We start from the raw sequence: 16,154 nt of genomic DNA on the forward strand, positions 1-16,154 counted from the left end.
ATCATCCCTCTTTGATGATGTCGTCGTTTCCATCTTCAGGACGAACATACTCCGGCCCCACGGCCTTCTGCAGCAGACGCGGGATATTCGCACCGATGGACACCATGACGATCGCGGCGAACCCGAAGGACAGGATCGCCAGTGCCATGCCAAGGCCCAGCTGATCGGCAATCGCAGCGCCGAGGACGGGGCCGACCGCACCACCGAGAGCACCGACGTTGTAGCAGAAGCCGAGGCCAGCAGCGCGCTTGTCGACCGGGAAGTAGGAGGACACCCACTTGGGCAGCAGGCCCGAGACGCCCTGGCCGAACATCTGCTGGAAGAAGAGCAGACCCGCCACGAGGGCGACGTACTTGCCGTCCTGCATGAACAGCGGGAAGACAATGACCTGCGAGAGCAGCAGCGAGATCGCGTACCAGCGACGCATACCAAACTTGTCACCCGCAAAGCCGGCGATGATGTAGCCTGCAGCGTTGCCGAGGCCTGCGAAGGACACGACGTTCGCAACGACCTTCTGGTCCATACCAACACCGTGCAGGTAGGTCGGCAGGAGGCCCTGGATCGGCCACGTGTACATGAAGGACGCGAAGATCGTCAGCATGATCGCGATGCCAATGATCCAGCGATTCGAATCGAACTGGATGATCAGGTAGATGAAGACAACCGCGCAGACGAGGCCGACCAGGCTCACCGCAACAACGCCGCCCACCTGCTGAGTGAAGATGAGAAGCAGGCCGATAAATGCGATCACGACGACGATGTAGTTGAGGACCTTGCGCTGCCCGCCGAAGAGGACGGCGAGCATGTCGTTCTTCTCGTCGCCGCCCTTCTCCTTGGCCTCACTCCAGTCCGCGGCCTCGGGAAGGGTGCGCCGCATGTAGATGGCGACGACGATCGGGACGATGCCGGTGAGGAACAGGGCTCGCCAGCCCCAGCCGGGGTGCATCGAATCGACCCAGGTCACGAAGTACTTGTCGACCTGAGCAGCGGCGATGACGCCGAAGGCGTAGCCGGAGAGAAGGAAGCCCGACGCCTTGTTGCGCATGTGCTTGGGCCACGACTCGATGACGTACGCGGCGGATGCTGAGTACTCGCCTGCCATTGCGAAGCCAATGATGAGGCGCAGGACGAAGAGGATCCAGAAGTTCGGAGCGAGCGCACAGGCAATCGAACCGAAAGCGAACATGAAGATCGACAGGATCATCGCTGGCTTGCGCCCGTAGCGGTCACCGATTGCGCCGAGCACGAGGCCGCCGATCCAGCGGCTGATGAAGGCCGCCGAAATCAGGGATGCGCTCTGGACGAGCGTCAGGCTGAACGCTTCCTTGATCGCCGGGAGCGCAAAGGAGATGAGGACGAAGTCGTAGCCATCAAGCAGAACGCCGATCCATGCGGCGAAGAAGGCCTTGCGGTCTTCTTTGGTGAGGTATTGATACCAGGGCTTTTTGGGAAGTGGCCTGGTCTGGTTTTGTGGACCGGGTGTTTTGAGGGTTGTTGGTTGTTATTGGTGGTGTTGTGCCCATTGGCGCGCGTATTGGTTGGGTGAGAGCCAGTCCAGCGCGCTGTGGGGGTGCTCTTCATTGTAGCGGTGGGACCAGGCGCCGATTAGTGCGCGCGCGTGGTCAAGCCCTTCGAACATGTTGTCCTCCAGGAGTTCATCACGCATCCGGTTGTGCAAGGATTCCACGAACCCGTTATGCCAGGGTTGGCCCGGCGGGATGAACGCTTGGAGCGTGTTGTGCTCGTTGGCCCAGCGCCCCATGGCGGCGGCGATGAATTCGGGCCCGTTATCGGCGCGCAGCACCTGGGGTGCCCCATGGGTTAGGGCAGCCAGGTCAAGCATTTCGATCACGTCGGCGGCTCCCATACGCCGCTCGACGCGGAAAGCCAGGTGCTGGCGCGTGAACTCATCGATGAGGTTACAGACCTTGAACACGCGTCCCCTCCAGTCCGAATCGAACTGGAAATCAATGGCCCACACCTGCCCCGGCGCGCTAGCCTTGACCAGGCGCTGGAGGCGCGGCGCAGTGCGGGGCTTGGGGGCTTTGCGCGGGCGCACGCGCAGTCCTTCGGTGCGCCACAAGCGCCGGAACGTATCACGCCCCACGACAATGCCCTCGCTCTTGGCCCGCGCCCAGGCGCGTTTATAGCCCCAGCGTCGATGCGTGGCGGCAAAATCGTTCATCCACTGGCGCACAGGCCCATGATCACGCAGCGTTTTCGCCCCGCCCGCCGCGCGGGCCCGGCAATACGCTGACCGGGACAGCCCGGCAACGCGGCATGCAAGGCGCTGAGAAAACCCCTGGCCAACCAGGTAGCTCACAGCCTCGTGCCTGCGCGCCGGGCTTAGAAGTTTCCCTCCGCCAGCTCTCGCAACGCTGCCTTCTCCAGCTCTGCTTGGCCCAGCAACTGTTTGAGGCGCGCGTTTTGCTCACGCAACTCACGCAGTTCCTTGGCCTCACTACGATTCATTGACCCATAACGCTGACGCCACCGGCACAACGTCGCCTCACTGATACCCAGCACGCGGCAGGCCTGGGCCGTACTCATGCCCTCACCTCGCAACGCTTCGGCCTTCTCCAGCTTCACGACAATCTGCTCAGGCGTGTGCTTCGAGAACTTCCTCATGGTCATCCATTCTGCCCGGCCACAAGCAGCCGGGACTACTCAGAACAACCCTCTCAAAACAAACGGTCCGAAAAACCCAGACCCCTCCAGAAGCGCCTGTGCGGGGGACGTACTCATGATGAGTGCCTTCCTGAAATTTCATCGTCGAATAACGAGGGGCTTTGAGTCCAGATGTCTAACTAGCAAGTTGTCAGACAACTTGCGAGTATGTTAGCTCCCTCTCACCCTAGAGTCAAGGGGAAATTTTGGCTCAATCTGCATATTGCCAACGAAATGTCGCAGTGATAATCTGTCTGACAACTTCACTATTGTGACTGAACGCACCCTTCGCCTCGTAACGACGCGAGGCGGAATGAGCAACTAACAGAAAGGTGTCAAACATGAGTATTGACGCAGGTCACCCGGGAATTTCCTGGACCTTACAGTTCCGCGCACGCATCGACGGAGCACTGATCGCCCTCCACAGCACCGATGACACAGGGTGGAAGCTGTTCATCCGCTCGAGCGCCCTCTTCCTCAAAGGCTCAACACAAGCGATGACCTTCGCCCTGGACATGGAGGACACCGCCTCCGTCACGGATGGCACCTGGCATTCGCTCGCGCTCACTGCGACCGCTGCGGGTTCAAAGATCTTCCTCGACGGCTACCAGTGCTTCTCGACCACCGCAGACCTCTCTCCCGCCGCCAGCGGCCCCGACGCGCAGCTCTCCCTCACCCCGGGAGCCGGCATTGAGATCCGCTCCTTCGCAGAGCACGAGTCCGTCCTCTCCGCGGAAGAGATCCTTGCCCTCTCCCCCGCCCCCACACCCCTCATCGAGTTCGCCGCCGCCCACCTGTCGGATTACGACGTCGCCGAGCTGTCCGAACTCACCGCTGGCACCATCTTCGCCCGCTATCGCGTGCGCGGCCCCGGGCAGCACGGAACGATCCTTGCAGCCGGCGGAGCAGGCACCGAGCAGCTGAACCTGTCCGTGACAGCCGACGGCATCGAATACAAGGTCCTGGGCCGCGCGGGCCAGTGGCGCACGTTCACGGCTTACGGCCATTGGGATCAGGGACACTGGCACGACGTTGTCGTGCGCGTCGGACACGGCGCGGTCCAGATCTACGTGGACGGTTACCTTGAGGCCCACCTGCCCGGACAGGCTTTCTTCGCCGCCGTCGATTCCCTCGACGAGGTCGTCATCGGTCAGGACACCTCCGGATCCCGCCTCTTCGGCGAGGTCCGCAACGCCGCCCTCTTCTCCTCGGTCCTCAACGACTCGCAGATCAAAAAGCTGTCCTCCGTCGCTCCACTCGACACGCAGTGCCTCTTCGATGCCGGGTTTCACGACTCCATCAGCTACCGAATCCCCTCGCTGATTACCTTGAAGTCCGGGGTCGTCGTCGCCGGTGCCGACCAGCGTGAGACCATCGCGAATGACTCCCCCAACTCGATCAACTTCACGGTGCGCCGCTCCTTCGACGGCGGACACACCTGGGGTGACCTCCAGACGGTGCTCTCCTACCCCGGTCACGGGGCGAAGGGCGCGTCGGTCATCGATTCGTGCGTCGTCCAGGACCGCCGTAACGGACGCCTCGTCGTCCTCATCGACCACTTCCCCGGCGGGATCGGTCAGCCCAACGCCGAGGCCGGCCTCGGCGTCAACGAGAAGGGACGCTACCTCCTGCACGACAGCCAGGGGGCCACCTACACCTGGAACGAGGACGGCAGTGTCACGGATTCCGATGGCGCACCAACCCCCTACAGGGTGTCCGAGCACGGCGATGTTACCGTCACCGAGGATGGACAGGAAAAGCCCGGCGGTAACGTGTTCCTCGCTGATGGGGAAGATCCCCACCAGACGCTGCTCACGGCCCGTACCTGCTTCCTGCAGATGATCTACTCCGACGACGACGGCGAGACCTGGTCCGGCCCCTTCAACCTCAACCAGGACGTGAAGGAAGAGTGGATGTCCTTCTGCGGCACCTCCCCGGGCACGGGCGTGCAGCTGCGCAGCGGACGCCTCGTCATCCCGATCTACTACAACGGGGACCACAAGCGTCACTTCTCCGCTTCCGTCGTCTACTCCGATGATGGCGGCGCCACGTGGAAGCGCGGCAAGTCCCCCAACGACGGGCGTATCTTCGAGGGCCGCGAGATCGACTCGCGCACGCTCGACACGGAGGCCGCCGCGACGCACGAGGCCACGCTCATCGAGCGCGCCGACGGTTCCCTCCTCATGCTCATGCGCAACCAGCACCCGAGCGGCAAGGTCGCCACAACCGTCAGCACCGACGGAGGCGAGACGTGGAGCGACGTCTCCTTCGCGCAAGAGATCACCGAGATCTTCTGCCAGCCCAACGCTGTACCGTGGCCGACGGAGGATTGCCTCGAGCGCGTCGTCTTCGCGAACGCCTCGCAGATGCGCCCCTACCGCGGCCGCGGTGTCCTTCGCCTCTCCGAAGACGGAGGACGCACGTGGATCGCGTCGCGCACCTTCAACCCGGCGCACTACGTCTACCAGTGCATGACGATCCTGCCTGATGGAACCCTCGGCCTGCTGTGGGAGCGCGAGATGCAGGGCCTGTACTTCACCCGCATCCCGCTTGAGTGGATCGAGGCCGCGAAGATCTGACGGTTCGGCTCACGCGTGACACGAGGCCGCCTGCCGCACTCTCCACACAGGAGGGCGCCAGGCGGCCTCGTCTATCAGCAACACACACGCGAGGGCGGGCACCCACCGGTACCCGCCCTCGCCTCTGTCTGGAGTGCGCTCAGAGCGCCAGGTTCTCCTTGACGACGTCTGCCAGCGACGCAGCCACGGCATCGGCCTCGTCCTGGGTCGCGGCCTCGACCATGACGCGAACGAGCGGCTCGGTGCCCGAAGGACGCAGGAGCACGCGGCCGGTCTCGCCCAGGCGAGCCTCAGCGGCTGCCACGGCCTCGGCGACGGCCTCATTCGTCGACGCGGCAGCGCGGTCCACGCCGCCCACGTTGATGAGGGTCTGCGGCAGGCGCTGGATGAAGGAGGTCAGATCGGCCAGCGAACGGCCGGACTCCTTGACCATGCGCGAGACCAGGAGCGAGGACAGAATGCCGTCACCGGTGGTCGCGTGATCGCGGGCGATGATGTGGCCGGACTGCTCGCCGCCGAGGCAGTAGCCGGATGCCAGCATCTCCTCGAGCACGTAGCGGTCACCCACGCCGGTCTGCACGGTGTTGATGCCAGCCTCGCGCATGGCGATCAGCAGACCCAGGTTGCTCATGACAGTGACGACGAGCGTGTCCTTGGCGAGGGCCCCACGCGCCTTGGCGTTGACGGCCAGCGCACCCATGATCTTGTCACCGTCGATGAGGTTGCCCTCGTGGTCGACGGCCAGGCAGCGGTCCGCATCGCCGTCGTAAGCGACGCCGAAATCGCAGCCGGACTCGACGACGGCGGCCTGCAGGGCCTCGGGGTGAGTCGAACCCGCGTTCAGGTTGATGTTGCGCCCATCCGGGGACGCGTTGATGACCGTGATGTCGGCCCCGAGCTCGCGGAAGACCGCCGGGCCCAGCTCGGAGGCCGCGCCATTCGCGCAATCGATCGCGATCTTCATGCCGCGCAGGTCCGTGCCGATCGCGCCAACAAGGTGGGCAATGTAGGAGTCCTTAGCCCACGCGTGATCGGCGTTGATCTCGCCGACGCCGTCACCGGTGGGGCGATCCCACTCGGTGTTCACGAGGGCCTCGATCTCATCCTCGACAGAGTCCGCGAGCTTGTAGCCGCCGTGCGCGAAGAACTTAATGCCGTTATCGGGCATCGGGTTGTGCGACGCGGAAATCATGACTCCGAGGTCAACGGTGTCCTCGGTGGCCGTCAGGTGCGCGACCGTGGGCGTGGTGACGACGCCGATGCGGGTCACGTCCATGCCGGCGCTGGCCAGGCCCGCCGCGAGGGCGTGATCGAGGAACTCGCCCGAAATACGCGTATCGCGTCCGATGATCGCGCGGGGCTTCGAACCGTCCGCACGTCGGGAGCCGCCGAACTGGCGGGCGGCGGCCTCGCCGAGCTGCAGCGCAAGGTCCGCAGTGATGTCAACGTTCGCCAGTCCTCGCACGCCATCCGTGCCGAACATCCTGGGCATAGTCTCTCCGTTCAGTGGATCGTATGACTGCACTAAGCCTACCGCGCTCGCGCCCGCTCATTGGCACGAGGCCGGGGCGCGGACAGCGGAGACGCTCACATCCTGGCACACACGCGTCGGTAAACGAAGGCCGCGCCCCGCAGGTGCGGGGCGCGGCCAACGCAAAATGTGCTGAATAAAATCAGCGCTTCGAGAACTGCGAAGCCTTGCGGGCCTTCTTGAGGCCTGCCTTCTTACGCTCGGTGGCGCGGGCGTCGCGGGTCAGGAAGCCAGCCTTCTTGAGGGCCGGACGGTTCGCGTCGCGGTCGATCTCGTTGAGGGCGCGCGACACGCCGAGGCGCAGGGCGCCGGCCTGGCCGGAAATGCCGCCGCCGTTGATGCGGGCGATGACGTCGAAGCGGCCGTCAATGTCGAGCAGCACGAAGGGGGACTTCACCAGCTGCTGGTGCAGCTTGTTGGGGAAGTAGTCCTCAAGGGTGCGACCGTTGATGGTCCACTTGCCGGAGCCGGGGACCAGGCGAACGCGGGCGACGGCCTCCTTGCGGCGGCCCAGGCCCGCGCCGGGCGCGGTGATGGACTGACCGGCGCCGGCGGGAGCCGACTCGGTCTCGGACGTGTAGGAGCTGGGGACGACTTCCTCGTCCAGCTCAGCGGAAACGATGGTCTCAGCCACGGTTCTCCTCAGGGTCAAAGGCGTTCAGCGACCGGAGGTCACTGAGCCACCTGGGTCAGTTCGTAGGGAACCGGCGACTGGCCGGCGTGGGGGTGCTCCGGGCCAGCGTAAACGTGCAGCTTCTTGAACTGCGCGCGGCCGAGGGAGTTGTGGGGAAGCATGCCCTTAACGGCCTTCTCGACGGCGCGCTCAGGCGTCGCAGCGAGGAGGTCACGGTAAGCGGTCGCGGTCAGGCCGCCGGGACGACCGGAGTGACGGTAGGCCATCTTCTGGTCGAGCTTCTTGCCGGTCAGAGCGACCTTGTCCGCGTTGATGATGATGACGTTGTCGCCCATGTCCATGTGAGGGGCGAACGTCGGCTTGTGCTTCCCACGGAGGAGGGCAGCGGTCTGGGCTGCCAGGCGACCGAGGACGACGTCGGTGGCGTCAATGACGTACCACTTCTTGTCCGCGTCCCCAGGCTTGGGTGAATAGGTGCGCACGGGCGTAACCTTCAATTCTTGTTGGTCATGGGACGCCGCGCCGGTTTTTCCGGGGGCATCCGCGATGAAACGGTTCGCGCGAGGCGTCGGCGAGCGCTCCTAGCGAGTGGGAGACACTAGGTACTCTGCTGACGCACAGCACTAGCCATATTATCGGGGCTCGGCCCGGCGGTCAAAGCGCGACGAATACTGTGTCACATTCCTCAGCCGTCGCCACCGCAGCACGTATCGCGCCTGGCCCGGGCCTGCTGCGCCCTCGCGCCCCACTGGGACGGGTCGGGATAGTTGACGCCCTCAAGGGTCAGACCGTGAGCGGGCGCGATCGGCGCGGCGTCAGCTCGCGAGCGGGCACGCAGGATCTGTGCGGGGTAGTCCCTGTCGCGCGCGCCGGACCCCACCAGGAGCAGCGCCCCGACCAGGGAGCGGACCATCGAATGACAGAACGCGTCCGCCTCGACGGAGAAGACGAGAGTTCCCTCGGCGTCGCGCTCGGCGTGCAGGGTGCGCAGCGTCCGAATGGTCGTGGCTCCCTCGCGCGGGCGACAGAACCCGAGAAAGTCGTGTTCCCCGAGGAGGGCAGCCCCGGCCTCGTTCATGGCCGCCTCATCGAGCGGGTCCTCCACCCACAGGCGGTCCCATCGACCCAGCGGCTCGGGACGATCCGACACCCGGTAGGCGTAGGAGCGGCCGAGGGCGGAAAAGCGCGCGTCAAAGCTGGGGTCAACGACGGCGGCCGAGTAGATGCGCACATCGCAGGTCCCGCGCGCGGCGGGCAGATCGCGTCCACGCGCGCGCTCACCGTAGCGCCCGGAGAGGATTTTGTTCAGCCTGCGCACAATCGACGAGGTTGTGGCCACCTGGGAGGACTCCCCTCCCCTGGGCATCAGGCGCGCCCAGGCCTCGTCGCTCAGGTCGACGTGGCACACCTGGTGACGCGCATGCACCCCTGCATCGGTGCGGCCCGCGACGGTCGTCGTCATTTCCTCGCGCGAGGCCATGGCGAGCGCCGCTTCTATCTCACCCTGGACGGTGCGCAGGCCGGGCTGGGCGGCCCAGCCTCGAAAGTCCGTGCCGTCGTAGCCCAGGTCCAGGCGCAGGCGGCGAGCGCTCACAGCTCCCACGCCCGCACGCCGCCGATAATCCCCGCGTCGTTAGGCACGACGATCACGTCGTCGCCCATGAGACGCAGGTTCGAGGCCGTGATGCGCTTCGAGTTACCGCCCCCCAGGTAGAGGCGGTCCCACATATACATCGGGCGCAGGCCGTCCACCACGCGGCGAATGCGACGCGACCAATGCACGTCACCGAGGCGCAGGCGCTCATGCTCGCCAATGTAGTCGTCATAGGTGAGGCCCCAGCGGACCGGGCCCTGCGACACCTCGACGTGGGGTGCCAGCTGACCACCATCGAAGACGGCGTTGCCCAGGCCCGTGCCCAGCGTGATGATCATTTCGAGGCCGCGGCCGGTGATCGCACCAGCACCAGCGACTTCGGCGTCGTTGAGAACCTTGGTGGGCAGGCCGAGAGCCTGCTCAATCGCGTGCCCCATATCGAAGTGGTCCCAGCGCTCCACCAGCTCAGGCAGCACGCGCGAACGGGGCCCATCGCGGGTGATGTAGTGGGGCGTAGCTATGACGACACCGTGCCGGATCATGCCCGGCATGCCCATCGTCACGCGCGTCGCCGCGGGAAGCTCACGGGCGAGGCCGACGACGGTCTCCACAAGGAGCTCCGGCGGCAGCGGATACGGCGTAGGCACCCGGCGAGGCGGGGCCATCATCGTCCCACGCTCATCAACGACGGATCCCTTGATGCCACCGCCGCCGCAGTCAATCGCCAACGTCATCTCACGAGTCATGACATCAGGCTACCGGATACGGCGAGGGCCGGACACCCCGGAGGGTGCCCGGCCCAATGCTCGAGCGGGTCAGTAACGTCCCGTCACTTCTCCTCGGCGGCCTGCTCGGCGGCGTCTTCAGCCTTGCCGGCCTCCTCGGCGATTTCCTCGGCCTCGTTGGCCTTGGCGAGATCGCCTTCCTCGCGAGCCTCTTCGGCGCGCTCGGCGGCAGCCTCAGCGGCTTCCTCGGCCTCCGCGGCAACGGCCTCGGCCTCGGCGGCCTTCTCAGCCGTCTTCTCGGCAGCCTTCACGACGGCCTTCTTCTCGACCTTCTCCATGACGAGCTCGATGCGCATCAGGGGAGCGTTGTCGCCCTTGCGGTTGCCGACGCGGATGAGGCGGGTGTAGCCGCCAGCGCGCTCGGAATCCATCGCGGGAACGAGCTCCTCGAAGAGGATCGCGACGATGCCCTTGTTGGGGATCTTCTTCAGGACCGTGCGGCGGGCGTGCTGGTCGCCACGCTTGGCCTTGGTGATCAGCTTCTCGATGTAGGGGCGCAGGGCCTTGGCCTTCGCCTCCGTGGTCGTGAGGCCGCGGTGTTCGATGAGCTGAGCTGCCAGGTTCGACAGGATCAGCTTCTGGTGTGCCGGGCTACCGCCCAGACGAGCACCCTTCTTGGGGGTGGGCATTTGTTTCTCCTACGGATTCAATGCGTCCATCGGACGCACGGGGTCAGATGGACTGGTCGTCCGAAAAGATCGCGGCGGACTCCGAGTCGCCGAAGCTCGGCATGACCGAGTCCTTCAGCGTCATACCAAGAGCCGCCAGGGACTCCTTGATCTCTTCGATCGACTTGGTGCCGAAGTTACGGATGTCGAGCAGATCGGCCTCCGAGTGAGCAACCAGCTCGCCGACGGTCAGAATGCCGCGGCGACGCAGCGCGTTGTAGGAACGCGACTGCAGGTTCAGGTTCTCGATCGGGAGCGCCAGATCGGCTGCGAGGGTGGCGTCGGTGGTGGACGGACCCACCTCGATGCCTTCCGCTTCCTCGTTCAGTTCACGCATGAGGCCGAACAGCTCCACCAGCGTCTTGCCGGCCGAGGCCAGGGCATCGCGCGGGGTGATCGCCGGCTTGGTCTCCACGTCGATGACGAGGCGATCAAAGTCGGTGCGCTGCTCAACACGCGTCGCCTCGACCTTGTAGGTCACCTTGACGACGGGCGAGTAGATCGAATCAATCGGAATGCGAGAGATCTCGGCCTGCGGATCCTTGTTCTGAGCAGCCGACACGTAGCCGCGGCCACGCTCGACGGTCAGCTCGATCTCCAGCTTGCCCTTCTCGTTGAGGGTGGCAAGGTGCAGATCGGGGTTGTGGATCTCCACGCCGGCGGGAGGCGTAATGTCTCCGGCGACAACCTCGCCGGGGCCAGCCTTCCGCAGGTACATGACGACAGGCTCGTCGTTCTCGCTGGACAGGACGATCTGCTTGATGTTCAGGATGATCTCAGCGACATCTTCCTTCACACCTTCGATCGTGCGGAACTCGTGGGGGACGCCATCGATGCGGATGGACGTCACCGCTGCACCCGGGATCGAGGACAGGAGGGTACGACGCAGGGAGTTACCCAGCGTGTAGCCGAACCCGGGCTCGAGGGGCTCCAGGGTGAAACGGGAGCGCAGGTCGCTGACCTTTTCTTCGGTCAGGATGGGTCGCTCTGCAATGAGCACGTCTATTCCTTTCTGGCCGGTGCCCGCTATATGACACCGGATATGGGAACCTGCTGAAGCAGGCTAAGGGAGTAAGAACCCGAAGGTTCAGACGTGGGGAGGGCAGGGCCCTCCCGTCCACAAGTCAGCCGCGGCGGCGCTTCGGCGGGCGGGTGCCGTTGAAGGCCTGAGGCGTGACGTCCTGGATCGAACCGATCTCGAGGCCGGCGGCCTGGAGGGAACGGATCGCGGTCTCGCGGCCGGAGCCGGGACCCTTCACGAAAACGTCAACCTTCTTCATGCCGTGCTCCTGGGCGCGACGAGCCGCAGCCTCGGCCGCGAGCTGCGCGGCGAAGGGGGTGGACTTACGCGAACCCTTGAAGCCAACCTGGCCGGAGGACGCCCAGGCGACAACCGCGCCCGTGGGGTCCGTGAGGGAAACGATGGTGTTGTTGAACGTCGACTTGATGTAGGCGTGGCCGTTGGTAACGTTCTTCGAAATCTTGCGACGCGGCTTGCGGGCACCGCCCGAGCGCGAGGTCTTTGCTGCTGCCATTTCTGGTTCAGTTCCTTCTTGTCGCGGAAAGCTACCCCGAGGGGGTGGGCTTCCCTAGGCCTTACTTGGCCTTCTTCTTGCCTGCAACGGTGCGCTTGGGGCCCTTGCGGGTACGCGCGTTGGTCTTGGTGCGCTGACCGTGGACCGGCAGGCCACGACGGTGGCGAAGGCCCTGGTACGAACCGATTTCGATCTTGCGACGAATGTCGGCCTGAACCTCACGGCGGAGGTCACCCTCAACCTTGAAGTTTGCCTCAATGTAGTCACGAAGCTTGACGAGATCCTCTTCCGTCGCGTCCTTCACGCGGACGTCCGGGCTGACGCCGGTGGCGGCGAGGGTCTCTGCCGCGCGGGTGCGGCCGACTCCGTAGATGTATGTGAGCGCGATCTCGAGCCGCTTCTCGCGGGGGAGGTCGACGCCGGCAATACGTGCCATGGTGATGTTGCTCCAGTTGTTCATCGGAGGTCGTCATCGCTCAGTCCGGGCGAGCAGCCCGGCCTCGGCCTCCGAACCGAGGGTCACCCACGTGGGGGTGCTTAGAGTGATGCTGTGGGGCTTGTTGCCCCGCGGGTCGCAGCGGGACTCAGCCCTGGCGCTGCTTGTGCCTGGGGTTGTCGCAGATGACCATGACGTTGCCGTGGCGACGAATCACCTTGCACTTGTCACAGATCTTCTTGACACTCGGCTTGACCTTCATGGTTGTTACCTCCACTGCCCGTCGGGCAGTTTGTGTCGGGTCACTTGTAGCGGTAGACGATACGGCCTCGGGAGAGGTCGTAGGGGCTCAGCTCGACGACAACTCGATCCTCGGGCAGGATGCGGATGTAGTGCTGACGCATCTTTCCCGCAATGTGGCCGAGAACCACGTGGCCATTCTTCAGTTCCACGCGGAACATCGCGTTAGGCAGGGCCTCAACGACCGTGCCTTCCATCTCAATGACGCCGTCTTTCTTCGCCATATCCTCCGTTTATCCTCTACATGTCTCGGATAGGTTGCGGCGGATGCCGCCAGGCATAGTGCACCGACGGATGTCGGATGCAGATACGCCCAAGGAACTACTCTACGGCATCGATACCCATCGGCGGTAGTCAGGGTCCCTGTCGGTTCGCTCACGTTTAATGCGTCACATTTTGCATACAAGCCGAGGGACGTCCACTTCGTTCGCGCCGAGGCCGCGCCAGCACTGGAGGGGCCGCAGGGCATACCCAGATAAAAGTCGCATGCAATTCGATTGGGTGACGATTCAACTAAGTCTGAAAACGTTGCAATTCCAACGCTGCGACTTCAAGTTTTGAAGTAGTCACAGGGGAATTGCATGCGAGATTATCTGGGAACCATGCGCACGACCGTTCCCATACCCCACGCAAGACCAGACCAGACGTGCTACTCCAGTCAGGGAGCATTAAACCAGTGAGGGAGGATGACACCACCTCCACACTGGCGCAATAACCACCTCAGTGATGTCACTCCACTGAGCAACAAAACTCGACGCGGCACACACCCGGGTAAGAGAACTGGCCTGGTCTGGTTTTGTGGACCGGGTGTTTTGAGGGTTGTTGGTTGTTATTGGTGGTGTTGTGCCCATTGGCGCGCGTATTGGTTGGGTGAGAGCCAGTCCAGCGCGCTGTGGGGGTGCTCTTCATTGTAGCGGTGGGACCAGGCGCCGATTAGTGCGCGCGCGTGGTCAAGCCCTTCGAACATGTTGTCCTCCAGGAGTTCATCACGCATCCGGTTGTGCAAGGATTCCACGAACCCGTTATGCCAGGGTTGGCCCGGCGGGATGAACGCTTGGAGCGTGTTGTGCTCGTTGGCCCAGCGCCCCATGGCGGCGGCGATGAATTCGGGCCCGTTATCGGCGCGCAGCACCTGGGGTGCCCCATGGGTTAGGGCAGCCAGGTCAAGCATTTCGATCACGTCGGCGGCTCCCATACGCCGCTCGACGCGGAAAGCCAGGTGCTGGCGCGTGAACTCATCGATGAGGTTACAGACCTTGAACACGCGTCCCCTCCAGTCCGAATCGAACTGGAAATCAATGGCCCACACCTGCCCCGGCGCGCTAGCCTTGACCAGGCGCTGGAGGCGCGGCGCAGTGCGGGGCTTGGGGGCTTTGCGCGGGCGCACGCGCAGTCCTTCGGTGCGCCACAAGCGCCGGAACGTATCACGCCCCACGACAATGCCCTCGCTCTTGGCCCGCGCCCAGGCGCGTTTATAGCCCCAGCGTCGATGCGTGGCGGCAAAATCGTTCATCCACTGGCGCACAGGCCCATGATCACGCAGCGTTTTCGCCCCGCCCGCCGCGCGGGCCCGGCAATACGCTGACCGGGACAGCCCGGCAACGCGGCATGCAAGGCGCTGAGAAAACCCCTGGCCAACCAGGTAGCTCACAGCCTCGTGCCTGCGCGCCGGGCTTAGAAGTTTCCCTCCGCCAGCTCTCGCAACGCTGCCTTCTCCAGCTCTGCTTGGCCCAGCAACTGTTTGAGGCGCGCGTTTTGCTCACGCAACTCACGCAGTTCCTTGGCCTCACTACGATTCATTGACCCATAACGCTGACGCCACCGGCACAACGTCGCCTCACTGATACCCAGCACGCGGCAGGCCTGGGCCGTACTCATGCCCTCACCTCGCAACGCTTCGGCCTTCTCCAGCTTCACGACAATCTGCTCAGGCGTGTGCTTCGAGAACTTCCTCATGGTCATCCATTCTGCCCGGCCACAAGCAGCCGGGACTACTCAGAACAACCCTCTCAAAACAAACGGTCCGAAAAACCCAGACCCCTCCAGAACGTGTCGCGGGCAACTCTGCTGCAACGTGCAAGCAGCCGCGATTCCGCCCGTATAAGAAGCGGCTGCCCCGACCACCGACACACATCCGGATAGGTAAGCAACATCCGGATAGGTAACGAGCATCCGGATAGCTTAATAACCTATCCGGATGTGCATAACCTATCCACGTGGCCACAACCTATCCAGATAAGCCCAGGCAGAGGGTATGGCTGGGAACGTAGGCACTGGCCAGGCACCACGCACCACCAGTGAGGAGAGCGCCGGCGGGGCCGCGGCCTGGCCGGGCTTCTAGCCGACGCGCCGAGCGAAGCTCGCCGCGCGGACGGCGAGCGGGCGGGCCCGACGGCGCCCGGAATACCGGTGGCGCAGCCAGCAGGAACACCGGTGGTCCGGCCACAGCCTCGTCGATAGAAGACTCGGGCCCGGCACCTTCGTGAGGTACCGGGCCCGAAACCGTTCGTGATGTCAGTCGAGTGACACCGGAGTGACACCGTAGGGCTCAAGGCCTGCCACTCCCCCATCGCGTGCCGTCAGGACGGAAACACCGTCCTCAGTGATCGCGATCGAGTGCTCCCAGTGGGCAGCGTCGCGGCCGTCGACAGTGCGCACGGTCCACTCGTCATCATCCGTGCTGGACGCAATGTCACCGCGGGTGAGCATTGGCTCGACGGCCAGGACCATACCTGGCTTCAGCCGCGCCTGGATGCCGCGCACGTTGTAGTTCAGGACATCCGGAGGCATATGCATCTTGGTTCCGATGCCGTGACCCACAAACTCCTCGATGATGCCGGCTTCCCAGCCATTGATAAGGGCGTTCTCCGCGACGACATCCTCAACCGCGTGACCAACCGCGCTGATGCGCTTCCCGTTGGCCAGTCCTGCGAGGGCTGCCCATAGCGACTCGCGCGTCACAGCGTCCAGCTGACGGCGCTCGCGCAGCAGGTCCTCGTCCACTCCCGCGATTGCGCCGGTTGCACGCTCCCCCGCCGCGAAGTCCGCGTCGGACACGAACGTATCGCTGACAATCACGCTGAAGGCCGCGTCTCCATGCCACTGGCGCCCGCCTCGTTCGACGTACGCGCCACAGTCAAAGGAGACGAGGTCGCCCGGGGCTAGCACGTAGTCATCGGGGATCCCGTGGACGATGACGTCGTTCACGGAGATGCACACCGTGGCCGGGTAGCCGTAGTAGCCCTTGAAGTTCGAGGTCGCTCCCCCGTCGGCAATCGCCTGGGCGCTCACCTCGTCCAACTCGCGCGTCGTGATGCCAGGACGAACGGCGCCGCGCAGGGCCTCGTGGATCGACGCGACGACCAGACCGGCCTCGCGCATCCATCGAAGCTCCTGCGCGGACTTCAGTTCAATGCGTGGCATTG

General features: G+C 64.3%; 17 protein-coding genes and 1 pseudogene. 1 reads left to right on the forward strand and 17 read right to left on the reverse strand.

The features are described 5' to 3' along the window. Position 1: 1 nt before the first annotated feature. The 3 genes and pseudogenes from HMPREF1478_RS01385 to HMPREF1478_RS01395 form a co-directional block, all read right to left on the reverse strand. Positions 2-1,523 (reverse strand): annotated as a pseudogene (locus HMPREF1478_RS01385) (MFS transporter). Then, a complete protein-coding gene (locus HMPREF1478_RS01390) occupies positions 1,502-2,323 on the reverse strand; it encodes an IS3 family transposase (RefSeq protein ID WP_016460307.1) in 822 nt (273 codons plus the stop codon). Before HMPREF1478_RS01390 ends, HMPREF1478_RS01385 begins: the two are co-directional and overlap by 22 nt. A gap of 23 nt (positions 2,324-2,346) precedes the next feature. Beyond that, entirely contained in the window at positions 2,347-2,628 is a 282-nt protein-coding gene (locus HMPREF1478_RS01395) for a transposase (protein ID WP_016460308.1), read from the reverse strand. Positions 2,629-3,008: 380 nt separating this feature from the next. On the opposite strand from HMPREF1478_RS01395, the gene HMPREF1478_RS01400 reads away from it, so the two are divergent. Then, positions 3,009-5,246, forward strand: coding sequence for a sialidase family protein (locus HMPREF1478_RS01400; RefSeq protein WP_016460309.1), 2,238 nt, complete (start codon positions 3,009-3,011; stop codon positions 5,244-5,246). Between the two features lie 139 nt (positions 5,247-5,385). On the opposite strand, the gene glmM is transcribed toward HMPREF1478_RS01400, so the two are convergent. The 14 genes from glmM to HMPREF1478_RS01470 form a co-directional block, all read right to left on the reverse strand. Next, complete coding sequence (gene glmM, locus HMPREF1478_RS01405; protein ID WP_016460310.1) at positions 5,386-6,738, reverse strand: phosphoglucosamine mutase; 1,353 nt, start codon at positions 6,736-6,738, stop codon at positions 5,386-5,388. 181 nt (positions 6,739-6,919) lie between these two features. Continuing rightward, on the reverse strand, positions 6,920-7,411 hold the full coding sequence (gene rpsI / locus HMPREF1478_RS01410) for a 30S ribosomal protein S9 (protein ID WP_016460311.1): 492 nt from the start codon (positions 7,409-7,411) through the stop codon (positions 6,920-6,922). 38 nt (positions 7,412-7,449) lie between these two features. Further along, on the reverse strand, positions 7,450-7,893 hold the full coding sequence (rplM, locus tag HMPREF1478_RS01415; protein ID WP_016460312.1) for a 50S ribosomal protein L13: 444 nt from the start codon (positions 7,891-7,893) through the stop codon (positions 7,450-7,452). Between the two features lie 203 nt (positions 7,894-8,096). Further along, complete coding sequence (locus HMPREF1478_RS01420) at positions 8,097-9,005, reverse strand: tRNA pseudouridine synthase A (protein WP_016460313.1); 909 nt, start codon at positions 9,003-9,005, stop codon at positions 8,097-8,099. After that, positions 9,002-9,751 (reverse strand): ROK family protein, encoded by a 750-nt coding sequence (locus tag HMPREF1478_RS01425; RefSeq protein ID WP_016460314.1) that lies wholly within the window; start codon positions 9,749-9,751, stop codon positions 9,002-9,004. Before HMPREF1478_RS01425 ends, HMPREF1478_RS01420 begins: the two co-directional genes overlap by 4 nt. 83 nt (positions 9,752-9,834) lie before the next feature. Next, on the reverse strand, positions 9,835-10,419 hold the full coding sequence (rplQ, locus tag HMPREF1478_RS01430) for a 50S ribosomal protein L17 (RefSeq protein ID WP_016460315.1): 585 nt from the start codon (positions 10,417-10,419) through the stop codon (positions 9,835-9,837). A 43-nt stretch (positions 10,420-10,462) separates the two neighbouring features. Beyond that, entirely contained in the window at positions 10,463-11,458 is a 996-nt protein-coding gene (locus HMPREF1478_RS01435; protein ID WP_016460316.1) for a DNA-directed RNA polymerase subunit alpha, read from the reverse strand. Between the two features lie 124 nt (positions 11,459-11,582). Then, a complete protein-coding gene (rpsK, locus tag HMPREF1478_RS01440; protein ID WP_003790556.1) occupies positions 11,583-11,993 on the reverse strand; it encodes a 30S ribosomal protein S11 in 411 nt (136 codons plus the stop codon). A gap of 61 nt (positions 11,994-12,054) precedes the next feature. After that, on the reverse strand, positions 12,055-12,429 hold the full coding sequence (gene rpsM / locus HMPREF1478_RS01445; RefSeq protein WP_016460317.1) for a 30S ribosomal protein S13: 375 nt from the start codon (positions 12,427-12,429) through the stop codon (positions 12,055-12,057). Between the two features lie 148 nt (positions 12,430-12,577). Further along, a complete protein-coding gene (rpmJ, locus tag HMPREF1478_RS01450) occupies positions 12,578-12,691 on the reverse strand; it encodes a 50S ribosomal protein L36 (protein WP_003790577.1) in 114 nt (37 codons plus the stop codon). 40 nt (positions 12,692-12,731) lie between these two features. After that, positions 12,732-12,953: a translation initiation factor IF-1 gene (gene infA, locus HMPREF1478_RS01455; protein ID WP_003790580.1), complete on the reverse strand. Its 222-nt coding sequence runs from the start codon at positions 12,951-12,953 to the stop codon at positions 12,732-12,734. A 605-nt stretch (positions 12,954-13,558) separates the two neighbouring features. Then, positions 13,559-14,380 carry an IS3 family transposase gene (locus HMPREF1478_RS01460; protein WP_016460307.1) on the reverse strand — a complete coding sequence of 274 codons (822 nt, stop codon included), beginning with the start codon at positions 14,378-14,380 and terminating at the stop codon, positions 13,559-13,561. Between the two features lie 23 nt (positions 14,381-14,403). Further along, entirely contained in the window at positions 14,404-14,685 is a 282-nt protein-coding gene (locus tag HMPREF1478_RS01465) for a transposase (RefSeq protein WP_016460308.1), read from the reverse strand. A 558-nt stretch (positions 14,686-15,243) separates the two neighbouring features. Further along, complete coding sequence (locus HMPREF1478_RS01470; RefSeq protein WP_034474793.1) at positions 15,244-16,152, reverse strand: type I methionyl aminopeptidase; 909 nt, start codon at positions 16,150-16,152, stop codon at positions 15,244-15,246. Between the last annotated feature and the right edge of the window lie 2 nt (positions 16,153-16,154).

Origin of the sequence: Actinomyces sp. HPA0247, assembly GCA_000411415.1 — a bacterium.
GTDB lineage: Bacteria > Actinomycetota > Actinomycetes > Actinomycetales > Actinomycetaceae > Pauljensenia.